The sequence below is a fragment of the Bacillus sp. FSL R5-0576 genome (assembly GCF_038004765.1).
In the GTDB taxonomy this organism is placed as follows: Bacteria; Bacillota; Bacilli; order Bacillales; family Bacillaceae; genus Bacillus; species Bacillus subtilis.
On sequence record NZ_JBBORU010000001.1, the window covers coordinates 2351448 to 2367546 of the forward strand.

At 43.6% G+C, this 16099-nt stretch carries 16 protein-coding genes; 3 read left to right on the forward strand and 13 right to left on the reverse strand.

The window, feature by feature from the left end; genetic code table 11:
- Nucleotides 1-115: 115 nt before the first annotated feature.
- The 8 genes from dnaK to gpr form a co-directional block, all read right to left on the reverse strand.
- Nucleotides 116-1951 (reverse strand): molecular chaperone DnaK, encoded by a 1836-nt coding sequence (gene dnaK, locus NX903_RS12035; protein ID WP_014477380.1) that lies wholly within the window; start codon nucleotides 1949-1951, stop codon nucleotides 116-118.
- 23 nt (nucleotides 1952-1974) lie between these two features.
- Nucleotides 1975-2538 (reverse strand): nucleotide exchange factor GrpE, encoded by a 564-nt coding sequence (gene grpE / locus NX903_RS12040; protein ID WP_003230005.1) that lies wholly within the window; start codon nucleotides 2536-2538, stop codon nucleotides 1975-1977.
- A gap of 71 nt (nucleotides 2539-2609) precedes the next feature.
- Nucleotides 2610-3641, reverse strand: coding sequence for a heat-inducible transcriptional repressor HrcA (hrcA, locus tag NX903_RS12045; RefSeq protein WP_003246126.1), 1032 nt, complete (start codon nucleotides 3639-3641; stop codon nucleotides 2610-2612).
- Between the two features lie 80 nt (nucleotides 3642-3721).
- Nucleotides 3722-4861: a radical SAM family heme chaperone HemW gene (gene hemW / locus NX903_RS12050; RefSeq protein ID WP_086344099.1), complete on the reverse strand. Its 1140-nt coding sequence runs from the start codon at nucleotides 4859-4861 to the stop codon at nucleotides 3722-3724.
- A gap of 52 nt (nucleotides 4862-4913) precedes the next feature.
- Nucleotides 4914-6752 (reverse strand): translation elongation factor 4, encoded by a 1839-nt coding sequence (gene lepA, locus NX903_RS12055; protein WP_003229999.1) that lies wholly within the window; start codon nucleotides 6750-6752, stop codon nucleotides 4914-4916.
- Nucleotides 6753-6885: 133 nt separating this feature from the next.
- Nucleotides 6886-7224 carry a YqxA family protein gene (locus tag NX903_RS12060; protein ID WP_086344100.1) on the reverse strand — a complete coding sequence of 113 codons (339 nt, stop codon included), beginning with the start codon at nucleotides 7222-7224 and terminating at the stop codon, nucleotides 6886-6888.
- Between the two features lie 16 nt (nucleotides 7225-7240).
- Nucleotides 7241-8446 (reverse strand): spore autolysin SpoIIP, encoded by a 1206-nt coding sequence (gene spoIIP, locus NX903_RS12065; protein WP_014477383.1) that lies wholly within the window; start codon nucleotides 8444-8446, stop codon nucleotides 7241-7243.
- Nucleotides 8447-8508: 62 nt separating this feature from the next.
- Nucleotides 8509-9615: a GPR endopeptidase gene (gene gpr / locus NX903_RS12070; RefSeq protein WP_014480309.1), complete on the reverse strand. Its 1107-nt coding sequence runs from the start codon at nucleotides 9613-9615 to the stop codon at nucleotides 8509-8511.
- A 203-nt stretch (nucleotides 9616-9818) separates the two neighbouring features.
- Between gpr and rpsT the strand changes: the two genes are divergently transcribed.
- Nucleotides 9819-10085 carry a 30S ribosomal protein S20 gene (gene rpsT / locus NX903_RS12075; protein ID WP_003229989.1) on the forward strand — a complete coding sequence of 89 codons (267 nt, stop codon included), beginning with the start codon at nucleotides 9819-9821 and terminating at the stop codon, nucleotides 10083-10085.
- A gap of 14 nt (nucleotides 10086-10099) precedes the next feature.
- Here rpsT and holA read toward each other — a convergent pair whose 3' ends face one another.
- The gene (gene holA / locus NX903_RS12080) at nucleotides 10100-11143 is read right to left on the reverse strand and encodes a DNA polymerase III subunit delta (protein ID WP_029317888.1); all 1044 of its coding nucleotides are present in this window, start codon (nucleotides 11141-11143) and stop codon (nucleotides 10100-10102) included.
- 39 nt (nucleotides 11144-11182) lie between these two features.
- On the reverse strand, nucleotides 11183-11332 hold the full coding sequence (locus tag NX903_RS12085) for a hypothetical protein (protein WP_120363468.1): 150 nt from the start codon (nucleotides 11330-11332) through the stop codon (nucleotides 11183-11185).
- Between the two features lie 40 nt (nucleotides 11333-11372).
- On the opposite strand from NX903_RS12085, the gene NX903_RS12090 reads away from it, so the two are divergent.
- A complete protein-coding gene (locus NX903_RS12090; protein ID WP_003229983.1) occupies nucleotides 11373-11507 on the forward strand; it encodes a YqzM family protein in 135 nt (44 codons plus the stop codon).
- A 39-nt stretch (nucleotides 11508-11546) separates the two neighbouring features.
- Here NX903_RS12090 and NX903_RS12095 read toward each other — a convergent pair whose 3' ends face one another.
- From NX903_RS12095 to comEA, 3 genes are all read right to left on the reverse strand, one after another.
- On the reverse strand, nucleotides 11547-13877 hold the full coding sequence (locus NX903_RS12095) for a DNA internalization-related competence protein ComEC/Rec2 (protein WP_041850028.1): 2331 nt from the start codon (nucleotides 13875-13877) through the stop codon (nucleotides 11547-11549).
- Between the two features lie 3 nt (nucleotides 13878-13880).
- Complete coding sequence (locus NX903_RS12100) at nucleotides 13881-14450, reverse strand: ComE operon protein 2 (protein ID WP_003229978.1); 570 nt, start codon at nucleotides 14448-14450, stop codon at nucleotides 13881-13883.
- Between the two features lie 66 nt (nucleotides 14451-14516).
- Nucleotides 14517-15134: a competence protein ComEA gene (gene comEA, locus NX903_RS12105; RefSeq protein ID WP_041850029.1), complete on the reverse strand. Its 618-nt coding sequence runs from the start codon at nucleotides 15132-15134 to the stop codon at nucleotides 14517-14519.
- 83 nt (nucleotides 15135-15217) lie between these two features.
- Between comEA and comER the strand changes: the two genes are divergently transcribed.
- Entirely contained in the window at nucleotides 15218-16039 is an 822-nt protein-coding gene (comER, locus tag NX903_RS12110; protein WP_041850030.1) for a late competence protein ComER, read from the forward strand.
- The last annotated feature ends 60 nt before the right edge of the window (nucleotides 16040-16099 follow it).

The window sequence follows — 16099 nt, forward strand, 5'->3', positions numbered from 1 at the left end:
AGAAAAAAAGTCAAAGCCAAGAGATGCCTGACTTTGACTTTCTAATCATTGAATCAGATTATGAAATGTGTTCTTTTCGGTCAGCTCCGGAAGCGGGGCTGACACTAAAAAGAACTTATTTTTTGTTTTGGTCGTCGTTTACTTCTTCGTATTCAGCGTCGACAACGTTGTCATCCGCTTTGCCTTCAGCGTTTGCTCCGCCTTGAGCTTGCTGTGCTTTAGCAGCTTCTTCATAAAGCTTCATAGAAAGCTCTTGAACGATTGTTTGAAGCTCATCTTTTTTCGCTTTGATCTCTTCAAATTCGTTTTTCTCAATCGCTGCTTTTAAAGCGTCTTTGGCATCGTTGGCTTTTTTCACTTGTTCTTCATCCACTTTGCCTTCAAGATCTTTTAATGTTTTCTCAGTTTGGAAAACAAGCTGATCTGCTTCGTTGCGGACTTCGATTTCTTCTTTTTTCTTCGCATCAGCGTCAGCATTTTCTTCCGCTTCTTTTACCATGCGTTCGATCTCTTCATCTGAGAGACCTGAAGAAGATTTGATTGTAATGTTTTGTTCTTTTCCTGTGCCTAAGTCTTTTGCTCTTACGTTTACGATACCGTTTTTGTCAATATCGAAAGAAACTTCGATTTGAGGCACGCCGCGCGGTGCTGGCGGGATATCAGTAAGCTGGAAGCGGCCGAGTGTTTTGTTGTCGGCAGACATTGGGCGCTCACCTTGAAGAACATGGATATCAACAGCTGTTTGGTTATCAGCAGCAGTTGAGAACACTTGAGATTTGCTTGTTGGGATCGTCGTGTTGCGGTCGATCAGTTTTGTAAACACGCCGCCCATTGTTTCGATACCGAGAGAAAGCGGTGTAACGTCAAGCAGAACAACATCTTTTACGTCACCTGTGATAACGCCGCCCTGAATCGCAGCACCTAGCGCTACAACTTCATCCGGGTTTACGCCTTTATGCGCTTCTTTTCCAGTTTCTTTTTTGATTGCTTCTTGTACGGCAGGGATACGAGTTGATCCGCCGACAAGGATGACTTTGTCGATTTCGCTTGCAGAAAGTCCTGCATCTTGAAGCGCTTGACGGACAGGACCCATTGTGCGCTCTACTAAATGAGAAGAAAGCTCTTCGAATTTAGCACGAGTTAATGTAAGTTCAAGGTGAAGCGGTCCTGCTTCTCCAGCTGTGATAAACGGTAAAGAAATTTGCGTAGAAGATACGCCGGAAAGATCTTTTTTCGCTTTTTCAGCTGCGTCTTTCAAACGCTGAAGCGCCATTTTGTCTTTTGATAAATCAATGCCGTTTTCTTTTTTGAATTCAGACACAAGATGATCGATGATAACTTGGTCAAAATCGTCCCCGCCCAGACGGTTGTCGCCGGCAGTTGAACGAACTTCGAATACACCGTCGCCAAGCTCAAGGATGGAAACGTCGAATGTACCGCCGCCAAGGTCGTATACTAGGATCGTTTGATCTTCATCTGTTTTATCAAGTCCGTATGCAAGCGCTGCTGCAGTCGGCTCGTTGATGATACGTTCTACTTCAAGACCTGCAATTTTACCAGCGTCTTTTGTTGCTTGACGCTCAGCATCGTTAAAGTATGCAGGAACTGTGATAACTGCTTTTGATACTGTTTCGCCAAGATAGCTTTCAGCGTATGATTTAAGGTGTTGAAGGATGATAGCAGACACTTCTTGCGGAGTGTAATCCTTTCCTTCAATTTCAACTTTATAATCAGTACCCATATGACGTTTGACTGACATAATTGTGTTAGGGTTTGTAATAGATTGGCGTTTAGCCACTTCCCCTACTTGACGTTCGCCGTTTTTAAACGCAACAACTGATGGCGTTGTGCGGTTTCCTTCAGCGTTAGCAATAACTTTAGGCTCGCCGCCTTCAAGCACTGCCACACATGAGTTTGTTGTTCCTAAGTCGATTCCGATAACTTTACTCACTTGAATAACCTCCTGCTATGTAATTATTGATTCACTTTGACCATGGAAGGGCGAATGACGCGATCCTTCAGCTTATAGCCTTTTTGCATTTCCTCAACAACAATGTTGGAGCCGTAGTTTTCGTCTTCAGCCTGCATAACAGCTTGGTGCAGATTAGGATCAAATTCCTGCCCTACAGCTTCGATGGCTTCGACGCCTTCTTTTTTCAAGGCTTCTACGAGCTGACGGTGGACCATTTCCATTCCCTGGAGCAAACTTTTCGTCTGTTCATTGTCGGCTTCAACCTGAAGCGCTCGTTCAAAGCTGTCAAGAGCCGGCAGCAAATCAGTCACGATATTTTGAGAACGGTATTTTTGGGACGCTTCCATCTCTAAACGGCTGCGTCGTTTATAGTTTTCAAAGTCTGCTTGAACACGCAAAAGTTTGTTTTCTTTTTCCTCAAGCAAACCTTGCAATTCGTTAATTTGGTTTTGAAGAAGTTCGCTTTCATTTGTTTCTTCCTGCTGTTCATCAGCGGCAGCTTGTTCTTCAATGATTTCTTGCTCTTCTGTTTCGTTTTGTTCAACGGTTTGTTTTTCTTCTGACATTGTGTTCACCTCCCTCAAAGTGTAAGGAGAAGGACAGGTGCTGCCCTTCGATAAAATTTGCCAAAATTCCCTTATTCATCATACAGACTTGTTAATGCTTTTGACAAGTCCGAAGTCACATGCTGAAGCAGGCTGACAACCCTGGAATAATTCATGCGGGTCGGGCCGATAATCGCAATTGAGCCGATCTGCTTCTGGTCTACGGAATAAGAAGCCGTAATCAGACTGCAATTTTCCATCTCTTCATAGTCGTTTTCTTTTCCGATTTTAATCGAAATTCCCGTGTGCGGGGATTGAACCAGCTTTAAAACATCCTGTTCTTTCTCAATTAATGAAAGGAGCGACCGAACTCGGGTGATATCATGGAACTCAGGCTGGTTCAGCATATTGATTTTCCCGCCAAAAAACAACTTTTCAACGTGATTTGTGGAATGAAAGGTTGAACGAAGCGCGTCGAGTATATTGTCATAGTTTTTAATGTGCTGTCTTAGGTACATGACAACTTCTTTAAATATGCGCTCATTCAGTTCATCCATTGGAACGCCGCTTAAACGGTCGTTCAGTATATTTACCAGTTTTTCAATATCAGACAGATCCATTTTGGTCGGAAAGTTAATCGTTTTGTTTTCCACATGCCCCGTATTGGTAACGAGAATCGCTACCGCCATATCAGGCTGAATCGGAATGATTTGAATCTGTTTAAGGTAATTCTCACTCAGCTTCGGCCCGAGTACGATGGATGTGTAATTCGTCAGATCGGACAAAATTTGCGCTGATTTTTGAACTGTCTTCTCCAGCTCGAAAATTTTCTCTTTGAAGATCGAGTGGATTTGGTCCAGGTCGCTTTTCGTCAGTTTGACGGGTGACAGCAAATGGTCAACATAGTACCGATACCCTTTTTCTGACGGAACACGTCCTGAGGATGAATGGGTTTTTTCAATAAAGCCCAATTCCTCCAAGTCAGCCATCTCGTTTCTTATTGTTGCAGAGCTAAATGTGATTTCATCTTTTTTCGAAAGAGTTCTTGATCCCACCGGCTGTGCCGATTTAATAAAATCGTTGATTATAACCTGAAGGATCAGCAGCTGACGATTTGTTAACATCATCATCACCTCTGTTAGCACTCTCAATAAGCGAGTGCTAATTCTATAACAAAAGTATCAAACCACAAGAAAAATGTCAATTATAACTCACCCAAAAAAGCGCCAAAAACTTCATTGCCTAATAATTTCCCTTGATGAGTCAAATAAACGGCAGACTCCGAATTGTGAATCAGCCCTTTTTCAGCGAGGTCTTTTAACACGCTTGGGAAAAGTCCATCCAGGGAACGGCCGTATTTTTCTGCGAATCGTTTTTTGCTGACACCGGCTGTTTTTCTCAAACCTAAAAACATTTCTTCCTCAATCTGTTCTTCTGTTGTCACTTCATGTGTATCTCTGTACGGAAAACCCTTTTCAGCTATCAGGTCAATGTAATGCTTAACAGGTCCGACGTTCACTGTTCGTGTGCCGCCGATATATCCGTGAGCGCCAGCTCCGAAACCGAAATATTGTTCGTTGCTCCAATACGTTAGATTGTGCTTAGATTCCATGCCTGCCTTAGCAAAGTTGCTGATTTCATATTGATGGATGCCGTGAGCTTCCATCTGGCTCATCACCATTTCATACATTTCAGCTTCCTGCTCCTGCGGCGGAAGATGAAGCCGCCCTTTTTGCATCAAATTATAAAATACCGTTTTCGGTTCTACAATAAGGGAGTAAACGGAATAATGCTCGGCATCCAATGATAAAGCAGTGTTTATGGAATGTTCCAGATGCTTGAGGGTTTGCCCCGGAAGCCCGAACATGAGATCAAGACTGATATTCTCAAAACCGATTTCCCGCGCTCTTTCAAAAGAGGTGAATACATCTTTTTGCTTGTGCACTCGGCCGATTTTTTCTAACAGATCGTCTTCGAACGTTTGCACACCAAAGCTGAGGCGATTTACGCCTGCTTCTTTTAATATTTTTAATTTCCCTGCGGACAAGTCGTCCGGATTCGCTTCAACCGCAAATTCCGATAAGTCGCTTGAGGGCTTCAGTACGCGGTTGATCATGTCCATCAGCTTTTTAAGCTGTTCCTCAGACAGGGAGGTCGGCGTGCCTCCTCCGATAAAGATTGTTTTGAGATCAGGCTGCCCAGTTTTTGCTATTGTATTTATCATTTCCTGTTCGAGTGCGTTTAAATACTCGTCGACTGGCTGACTTTGAATAAAATATTTATTGAAATCGCAGTAGTGGCAAATATGCTCACAAAATGGGATATGGATATAAGCTGATTTCAACGGATTCACCTTCTTTACAGAAAGAAGCCGCAGTACAAGACTGCGGCGGCTTCTATTGTTTTTTCGGACTGTCGTCCATTTTCAGAACTGCCATAAATGCTTCTTGCGGCACTTCAACTGAGCCGACCTGCTTCATACGGCGTTTTCCTTCTTTTTGTTTTTCAAGAAGTTTCCGTTTACGCGAGATGTCCCCTCCGTAACATTTAGCCAATACGTTTTTACGCATTGCTTTTATGGTGGAGCGGGCCACGATTTTCTGGCCGATTGCGGCTTGTACCGGAACTTCAAACTGCTGGCGCGGAATGAGTTCTTTCAGTTTTTCAACGATCACTTTTCCGCGTTCATATGCGTAATCTCGATGCACGATAAAGGAAAGGGCATCGATTTTTTCACCATTCAGCATAATGTCCATTTTCACAAGCTTGGACGGTTTGTAGCCGATCAGTTCATAATCAAAGGACGCATAGCCTTTAGTGCTTGATTTCAGCTGGTCAAAAAACTCATATACGATTTCCGCTAATGGCATATCATAAATGATGCTGACACGGTTTGCGTCTAAATACTGCATATCAATGAAATTGCCTCGTTTTCCTTGGCAAAGCTCCATTACAGCGCCGACATAGTCATTCGGCACCATCATCGTCGCTTTTACGTATGGCTCCTCAACTCGTTCGATCTTTTGAGGATCCGGCATGTTAGACGGGTTGTCGACAACGACCTTTTCGCCGTCTGTCATGTACACGTCATAGATAACGCTTGGCGCTGTAGTAATCAGGTCGATGTTGAACTCACGCTCAATTCGCTCCTGAATGATCTCCATGTGAAGCATGCCTAAAAATCCGCAGCGGAACCCGAATCCAAGCGCTTGCGAAGTTTCCGCTTCATATTGAAGGGAGGAATCATTCAGCTCAAGCTTTTCAAGAGCTTCCCTTAAATCATTATACTTCGCTGTATCAATCGGATACAAACCACAGTACACCATCGGGTTTAGCTTGCGGTATCCCGGCAGCGCTTCTTCTGCAGGATTGGCAGCGCTCGTTATTGTATCACCGACACGTGTGTCACCGACATTTTTGATTGAGGCAGTCAGGAAGCCTACATCACCGACCGTCAGTTCATTTGTCGGAGTTGCTTTCGGCGTGAACACGCCCACCTCTGTTACTTCGAATTCTTTGCCGGTTGCCATCATTTTGATTTTTTGTCCCGGCTTTACCGTTCCTTCAACGACTCTGATATAAGCCACGACACCGCGGTAGGCGTCATAAAGCGAGTCGAAGATCAGCGCTTTGAGCGGCGCCTCCGGATCTCCGGTCGGAGCTGGCACCTTTTCTACGATTTGTTCTAAAATCTCCTCAATCCCGATACCGGCTTTTGCTGAAGCAAGCACGGCTTCTGATGCATCAAGGCCGATAACGTCTTCTACCTCTTGGCGCACACGTTCAGGCTCGGCGCTCGGAAGGTCGATTTTATTGATGACCGGAAGGATTTCAAGATCGTTGTCAAGCGCTAAGTAGACATTGGCGAGCGTCTGCGCTTCAATCCCCTGGGCTGCATCCACGACAAGAATCGCTCCCTCGCAGGCAGCAAGGCTTCGGGATACTTCATATGTGAAGTCGACGTGTCCCGGCGTATCGATTAGATGAAAGATATATTCTTCTCCGTCTTTTGCTTTATATTTAAGCTGAACAGAGTTTAATTTAATGGTTATGCCCCGCTCACGTTCAAGATCCATAGAATCGAGCAATTGTTCTTTCATTTCTCGTTGAGTGATTGCCGACGTTTTTTCTAAAATACGATCCGCTAAGGTCGATTTTCCGTGGTCAATATGGGCAATGATAGAGAAATTCCGTATTCTCGATTGCCTCTCTAAACGCTTTTCTTTATCTGTCACAATCTATCACTCCTACTATTAAACGCAAAATACACTAGCTTAGATTATATCAATAGGATTGTAAAGATTCAATGTAAAACAAGAAAGAGAAAAGTTCCCTATCATATCTGGGCTGCTTTTCTCTTTCACGTACTTATTGATTCATATCCCGTATCCATTCATACATTGACTGGGCAGTATTGGTTACGGTGTTCGAAAGCGCTTTTCCGGCTTTTGAAAACATATTGAATGTCTCCACCTTTTCCAGCTCTTTTTGTTTTTCTTCTAAATCTTTTGCCGTGACTGTTTCTCCTAGGATTGAGGCTTCTTTTTCATTATCTTTTCCGTCGGTGAGCGTAAACGCCCCCTTCAGTGAAGGGTCATGATAGCCTTTCATACTCAGCATCCCGTTGTTTGCCTGCTGCATGCCGAACAGTACGCCTAAAAACATGATCGTGATAAGCAGTAAGCATTTTCCAAAGTATGCAATCAAATCAACCACCTATTTCTTATTGTTTTTTCGTCTCCCCGCTCGCTGCGTTGACCTTTTCAGCATCCCAGTACATTTCGCTGAATACGTCCGCGGCCGCGTTAGCCGCACGCTGCAGCTCTTCGAGATTATTATCTACTCCGCCAAATTCGAGCAAAAGCGCTCTATCGGTTAAATCCTGATTGTAAACACCATTATCGCCTGGCGAGCCTTTGGAAAAGACACCTGTGCTAAGTCCGGGGTATTTTTTCTCCATCAGTTTATGAAGCTCACTCGCAATTTTATAGTTTTCTTCGAAGTTTTTGCTTTTTTTCCCGACGACAAAGGCTACCCTGGCATAGCTTTTTCCTTTAATCGTTGCGGTTGTGTCTTTTTTGCGCCGTGAGTCTCTGTGGATGTCAATGATATATTGCAGATTTTTGTTTGAAGCGAGGGCGTCTTTCACAACCGGCCTTGATTCATCATAGGACCTGGCATAGTTTAAGCCTTTTTTATTCAATTTTGACTGTATATCGGTTTTATTCACTGTGGCTCCGATTCCCTGGGATTCAAGCGCTTGTCCGAACATATCTCCTACAAGCGTGACGTTGGCTTTAGAATGGCGCGCCATGTCAGGATCGGTCTCACCTTTTAATAGAGGGAGATATGATTCCGTATTGTGCGTGTGATAGATAAACACAACCTTTTTATCACCTGTTGTTTGTTTGGGCGGATCTTTTTGCGCATTATCTGATTGCGTTTGCTGTTTTTCAATCTCTGCCAAATTCGCTTCCCTTTCTTCCTCCATCACCTTAGACGGCGGCGGCGATTCCGCAGGCATATTCGTATAATCCGTCCCTTGTCCAGCTAACAAAATCTCGGTATCAAATTGTGCAAACCCCGGCAGCTCCCGACCGAGAAAGCTCCGCGGATCTTCGAGGTTAATGCTCGTCGCCAGCTTTAAAGAAAGACGAGAAAGATGAAATGAGCTGTCTGTTTGAGAGAGGTCAGAAGCGAAATAATGGTTTTCCATCCGCAGCAAATGTGCAAACACGTCACCCGGCAATTCTTCAGCAATCCCATAAAAAGAGTCAGACGACGGCCTAAGTTCCGGCCGGAGAGACGTCAGCACACCGGATAGAACAAAAATCACGATAAGGCTTACGATAAATAGAAAGATGGCTTTTACCGCTTTCCCGCCATTTACCGCAACAACAATTTGTCTGTTTCTGCGTTTATTTCTCATTGAATCCCTCCAGCGCTTGTCTAGTAATTACTCTATGAACAAGCTAGAGGAAGTAGAACTGTTTAGTGATTGTAGGAGCCTTTGTTTTCTTGTGACACTTTTTCATGAAGCGCTGTGTTTAATCCGTTCGCTAAAACATTTGCCATATCGTCGATAAATGAATCGACTTCCTTCGGCGTAACCATTAAGTTGTGCCCTAAAGGCGAAAGCACCTCGTGAATGAGCTGTCGTTTTTCATCTTCTTGAAGGGTTCCGACAATACCTAGGAACGATTGGCGCTGCTTTTGATCGGGAAGATCTTCTTCAGTGAGCACTTTCTTTTTCCCAAACGTCATGCCTGCCGGAACAAGCGATCTTGATGGCCTGTTATCCTTCATTTCTCTGCCAAAATGTTTTAATATGTAGTCCACCGTGTCGCTGGCAATTGTCACGGCATCAACTACTGTCGGAACACCGATAGCAATCACCGGAACACCAAGCGTGTCTTTGCTTAAATCTTTTCGTTTATTCCCAACTCCAGATCCCGGGTGAATGCCTGTATCCGATATTTGAATCGTTGTGTTGACCCTTTCCACCGCCCGCGCCGCCAACGCATCAATGGCGATGACAAAATCAGGCTTCGATTGCTCAATCACACCTTTAATAATGTCACTTGTTTCGATTCCTGTTATCCCCATTACACCCGGTGCAAATGCACTGACAGGCCTGTAACCCTCCTGTACGTTTTCCGGCTGAAGCTTAAACAAGTGCCTTGTTACCAACAGATTTTCTACTGCCATCGGTCCAAGCGCATCAGGTGTCACGTTCCAGTTGCCGAGCCCAACGATCAAACAGCTCGCATCTTTTGAGATATTAAGGTTTTCAAGAAAAGCTGAGAATTCCTCTGCAAAGACAGCAGAGACCTTCTCCTGCATTTCCGAATCATTCTCCCTGATTCCCTGTGCTTCAAGCGTTAAATAGCGCCCTTCTTTTTTTCCCGAAAGCTCTGCGCCTTCCTTTGTAACATCAACTGTGCGGATTTTAATGCCGCCGTGATCACGCTCTTTTTCAATAAAGCCTTTAATTTCTTTTGTCGGCACAGCCTGCTGATTGGCCATTGCTTCCTTCGTTTCCACTGCCAAATCGGTACGTATCAAATACTGATTCACATCTAGCTCACTTTTTTTCATACAGGGGCCTCCTTCACATTAAGTACCTATATTGTTGCCATTTGCTGAATGAATCATGCTAAAAAGAGAACCTTCAATGAAAAATACTTTACATTTATATTGCAATCTAAAGGTGTGTTTGATAGAATACAATTTGTTCTATTGTGAAGAAGATTTAACCTTAAGACACTGTGCTACAGGTTGTATCTTAGGAGGTGAAACACATGCCAAACATTAAATCAGCGATTAAACGTACAAAAACAAACAACGAACGCCGCGTTCATAACGCGACAATCAAATCTGCTATGCGTACTGCAATCAAACAAGTTGAAGCTTCTGTTGCCAACAACGAAGCTGACAAAGCGAAAACTGCTCTTACTGAAGCAGCTAAACGTATTGATAAAGCAGTGAAAACAGGTCTTGTACACAAAAATACCGCAGCTCGATACAAATCAAGACTAGCGAAAAAAGTGAACGGACTTTCTGCATAATATAAAAACGATCCTCAATAATGGGGATCGTTTTTTTCATTTCTTTTTAACAGCTGTAAAAGGAACAGTTCGAGCAGGAGCTGCTTGTCCTTTTTCCCGGTTTTCATCTCATAGTCCATGACAGCAAGCTGTTCAATAATTGAACGGAGCTCCTCCTCTGAAAAAAGCCTTGCTTGATCCATCGCCAGCTTTACCCGAAATGGGTGAACTTTTAGATTAGAAGCGATTTGTTTTTGTCCGTATCCCTGTTCCGCGAAGTACTTTGTCTGCAGAATCAGCCGGAACTGGTTCGAAATAAGCGCCATAATTTTGATCGGTTCTTCATTTTGTTTAAGCAAATCATAAAAAATTTGCAGACTCTCTGTTCGTTTTCGGTTGACGATTTTATTGATCAGCTCAAAAATATTTTGTTCAAGGCTTCTAGCAACAAGCATTTTTACATCATCCAGCGTAATTTCTTCACGATCTCCAATAAACGTGCAGAGCTTTTGAATCTCCTGAAAAATCGATGACAGATGCCCGTTCACAAGCAGAACCAAATGCTCCGCCGCTTCCGTACCGATTGTTTTCTGCTCTGTTTTTGCAAGGTTGACAGTAAAGTCTGTCGTTTCCTTTGCATTTAATTCCTTCGCCTCCATCATAAACGCGTGCTTCTTTAACGCTTTCGTCAGCTTTTTCCGCTCATCAAGCTTTTCATACGGAGCAAGCAGGACAAAGACTGTGTAAGGCGCAGGTGATTGTATATATGATTCAAGCGCACTGACGTTGTGCTCAATTTTTTCTTTTTTCTTTTCACCTGTTAAAAAATATGGATTTTTCACAATGACAAGACGCCGCTCCCCCATAAACGGAAACGTTTCAGCATCTGCAATCGCTTGATCCAGCGGGTCCTCTTCCAGATCAAAAACGGACAGATTGAAATCCTTTGTCTCCTGATCAACGACCGTCTGTCTGATCCTGCTGACGGTTTCTTGCAGCAGATATGTCTCTTTTCCGTATAAACAATAAACTGGATGGACATCTCCTTTTTTCAGGCTTTTCCACACATCAAATACCATTGTTGTACGACTTCCTCTCTTTCATCATCCCCTTCTATCCTAAATTGAGTTTGGAAAATAGTAAAGAGGAAGCCTGACTGCTGCTTCCCCATTTATATTAAACGCCTGTTCGCAAGCCCCCGGGACAGCTTGTAAAAAGGCGATAATCACCAGAACAGAAAACGTTACCTTAGCTTCTAGATTTTTCAAAACAATTCCATTATACTTAAGTCAGTCAGGAGGGATAAAGTTGAATGATTTTGAAAAAAACGTTCAAAGCAAACGAAATGATGCTGTAGATTCAGCTGTTGGTTTTGTTGTGTCCTTCGGATTTTTCGCCTTCTTGTTTGTCATGGCAACGGTTATTCACCTAGTTGGTTCATAACAGCGACTGCCCGGGCTGCTGATTTCTCGGCAGTCTTTTTTAGTTCGTCTCTGTTATATCTGATGTATCATATGGAGGATAGACAGAAAAGGTTCCAACTCTGTTTTTGTATCTATATTGGATCGTTCCGTTTTGATCTGTTCGCAGCACGCGGATAGAATGTCTCTGTAATAGTTGCAGAACTTCTTGATGAGGATGATGGTACCGATTGTTTTTCCCGGCTGAGATAATGGCCGTTTTCGGCTGAAGCTGTTGGATGAATTCTTCACCGGTAGAGCCTTTGCTCCCATGGTGCCCCACCTTTAAGACATCTGCTTTAATATTTGGAAACACGTCCATCACCTCCTGTTCCCCTTCTTTCTCCAGATCACCCGTCAAGATCCAGCTCAGAACGCCCGTCTCCATCCACAGAACGAGAGATGAATTATTTTTGCTTGCCGGATCAGGTGCTTCAGGTGACAGTACATGGAACTGCAAATCCTTTATTTGCAATACATCGCCTCGCTTCACCTCTTCAATTGTCACTCCCTCTTCTCTGGCTGTCTGCAGCACTTTCTCATCTTTAGGTTCAGAAACGAACCCTTTCGGAATCACGAGGCGCTTTACTTTATGATGCTTCAGCAGAGTCTCCGCCTCTCCGATATGATCTTGGTCAGCGTGCGTCAGAATTAAAGCGTCAAGCTGTTTGATTCCCTTAGCAGTTAAAAACGGAATCAGCATCTTTTCCCCCAGTGAAAACGGATGCTGTTTTTCGCGCCAAGGCTCTGACGAGTAAGACAAAGTGCCGCCGGTATCAATTAAGACACGACCCCGCTGATGCGGAGCACCTACAAACATGCTGTCACCCTGTCCAATATCTATCATATCCACTTCTCCTTCGGAACTAAGACACGGATATATAAAGAGCAGAAACAGCACTGTGCAGCAAATGCCGCCGGTTACCATCAACTGCGACAAGGAGCGTTTTTCAATCGCCATAAGCAATAGGATGATCGTGACCGTGAATAAAAAAAGCAGAACAGGTGCAGGATGTGCGATCATAATCGTGAACACATCAACATCTGCAATTTTTGTGATTAACCTATTGGTCCAGCTTATCAATAAATCAAACCAGCTGAAAAACAATCTCCCAAACGAAGCGGAAAGACTTAATAGAAGAACACCTGCTACAGCTCCCGGCAAAATACAGAAGGTATAAAATGGTACCATCAACATATTCATCGGTACGCTGATGATAGAAAACTGATGAAAATGATATAGAAGAATCGGAAGCGAGCCCAGCTGAGCGATGAGTGATACAATTGTCAGCTGCCCCAAGGAGGTTTTAACCTGCTGAAAAATAGAAGAGGATAGAATTAAAGAAAAACTGACGGCGAACGATAGCTGAAAACCGGCTTCAAAGAGATGATAAGGATTGAAGAGCAGAAGGACGATGTATGAAAGGCAAATTGCAGTTGCAGAGTGGACACGCCATTTGACAAGACTTCCAGCTAAGTAAACACCCGACATGAGAGCGGCGCGTAGCACTGAAGGAGCAGCGCCGGTCAACATCACATAGAGCGGCAGAAATAACAGCAACAGAATTGACGCCTTTTCTCTTGTTATACCAAGGCGGATCATGATATAAAACAAACCTGCTGTCAAAATCCCCACGTGGAGTCCTGATATTGCCAAGAGATGGACAACACCAAGCTTTTGATACGCGGTAAGCACTTCATCCTCCACATAAAATCTGTCACCGACTGTAAGTGCCTGTACAATTCCTGCCGAATCAGGAGGCAGCAGGCTGTTTGTGAATGATATGATATGTTTTCTCAAGCTGAGCACCTTGTACTTGAAATTTTCAGGTTCGCTGCAGTTTTGGATAGACGTGACAGAGTAGTTCCAATGAATATGCTGCCGATAAAGATACTCGTTATAATCAAATGCACCCGGCACAGTTGCGTGTTTCGGTTCTTCCAATGTACCAGTCAACTCACATGACATTCCTGGTTCTATGTATAACAGCTGTTCTTTTTCACCAGCAGACTGAATGCGATACGCAGCAGCCCATTTTTCCTTATCAGGTGTCTTAACCATCATAGACATACGGTCGCCGTCAATTTTGGGAATAGTGGCAATCACTGCCTTGAATTGATAGGTTCCCTGCCGATAGGAAGAGACATTCTGAGAATCTGTGACTGCATACAGTACAAAAAACAATATAAAAGAGAAGAAACAAACAATAATAAGAAAAGCGTGCCTCGTTTTGATTAAAATGATGAGGAGAAAGAGGATGAAAAGAAAAATAGCGGGGAAATAAGCGGCGGCAGTAATTCCAACCGTTGCCGAAGCTGCCGCCATAGGCAATAACAAACGCGAATTACGCATTCATCACACGTAGCTCGTGAAAAGTGTATTCGCCTGTTCATGTATCTTTTTCAATTCTTCCTCCGCTAAACCGGCATCGGCCAATTTCCCTATAAGACCCGCTACAAATGAAAGCTTTTCTCTGTTTTTCAGATCAACGATCATTTCATCGAGTTCAACCTGTTCAACAGTTACACCCGCCTGTTCAAATAATTCCTGCGCATACGGATGTGTTTTGTAATCCTCAGCATAATAAACCGTTTTGATACCAGCTTGAATAATAGATTTGCAGCATTGAATGCACGGATAATGCGTCACATAAATCTCCGCTCCATCAGTCGGCACCCCAAACTTAGAGCATTGAAGAATCGCATTCATTTCAGCGTGAATCGTTCTTGCACAATGATCATCTATCATTAAGCATCCTTCATCTGCACAATGTACGCCGCCCGCGATTGACCCGTTGTAGCCTCCTGCTATCATGCGTTTGTCTCTGACTATAGTAGCGCCGACAGATAATCTCGGACATGTGCTGCGCAGCGCCAATAAATGGCTTTGAGCCATAAAGTATTGATTCCATGAAATTCGTTCCACGTTGTTCCCTCCAAATGTTGTATTGCCTGACCTTTAGTTTACCTATCATAATGCATGACCGTCAAATCACTTTACTGTAATGGAAGACTTTATTTTCTCAAATGACTTTTCACCTATTCCTGAAACCTTAGTGATATCTTCAATTGTTTGGAAACGACCGTTTTCTTCCCGATATGCAATAATAGCTTCAGCTTTGGATGGCCCCACCCCTGAGATGCCTTGTAACTCCTCTAAGGTTGCTGTATTGATATTCACCAGCGCTCCCTTCCCTCCATCGCTTTGGACAGACACTCCGCCACCTTGCTGCACTGCTGTTTCCTCTCCCTTTTTCGGGATGTACACCACTATCCCGTCCTGCAGAATCTCCGCCAAATTTACTTGCACTTCGTCTGCTTGTTCACTGGTCCCGCCCGCTTTCTCAATTGCCTGAGATACTCTGTCCCCTGTTCGCATTTCATAAACGCCAGGATGCTGAACAGCACCTTTGATGTCTATCACAATTGTTTCGTTTGACTCGTCGTTGTTTGCTTCCTGCTTTACCACTGTATTTTCTGCCTCTGTTGGTACAGCTTGCTTCACCGGCTCTTTATTTTTCCCTGTGGCCAGAAAGATCATAATTGCTGTGAAAACAGCCGCAGAAGCCGCTAAAATAATTGCTTTCTTATGCTGATTCAACCAATTCATCGTGCATGTTCCCCGCTTTCGTCATATTTTATTTTCATAACACATATGGTTTAGAGGATAATAGCTCAAAGGAGGGGAAACCATTGAAGATAGGCTTTATCGGCACAGGAAATATGGGTACGATCCTTATCGAATCATTTATTGAATCAAAAGCGGCCGATCCCTCAAACATGACAATCACAAACCGCACAATTGAAAAAGCGTTACACATAAAAAACCGCTACCACAGCATAAACGTTACCGAAAGTCTCGAAAAGCTCGTTTCTGAGAACGAGATGATTTTTATTTGTGTTAAGCCGCTTGATATATATCCTTTACTGGCAAGAGCGTTACCTTATTTAAGAAAAGATCATATTCTCATTTCAATTACAAGCCCCGTTCAAACCGAACAGCTCGAACAATATGTGCCGTGTCAAGTGGCGCGAGTGATCCCAAGTATTACGAACAGAGCGCTGGCAGGTGTTTCTCTCGTCACTTTCGGCACAAGCTGCAGCGAATCTGCAAAAGCGAAAATCAATGAGCTGATGCAGCATATCTCTCATCCGCTGCAAATTGAAAGTGACATCACGAGGGTTGCATCAGACATCGTAAGCTGCGGCCCTGCTTTTATGAGCTATCTGATTCAGCGGTTTATAGATGCAGCTGTTTCGGAAACATCAGTGTCTAAACAGGACGCGATTTTGATGTGTAAGGAAATGCTTGTCGGAATGGGAAAACTGTTAGAAACCGAATTGTATACCCTGCCTGCATTACAGGAAAAGGTTTGCGTTAAAGGCGGTGTAACAGGAGAAGGCATTAAAGCGCTGGAAAGCGGTGTGCAGGATATGTTTCACCGGGTATTTCAAAATACTCATATGAAGTACGAGGAGGATATTTCCGCAGTGAAAAAGCAGTTTCATGTGTAGACGAGTATGTCATACCTTCGTCTGTACTGCAAAAGCATAAAAAAGCATTTTAAAAAACCA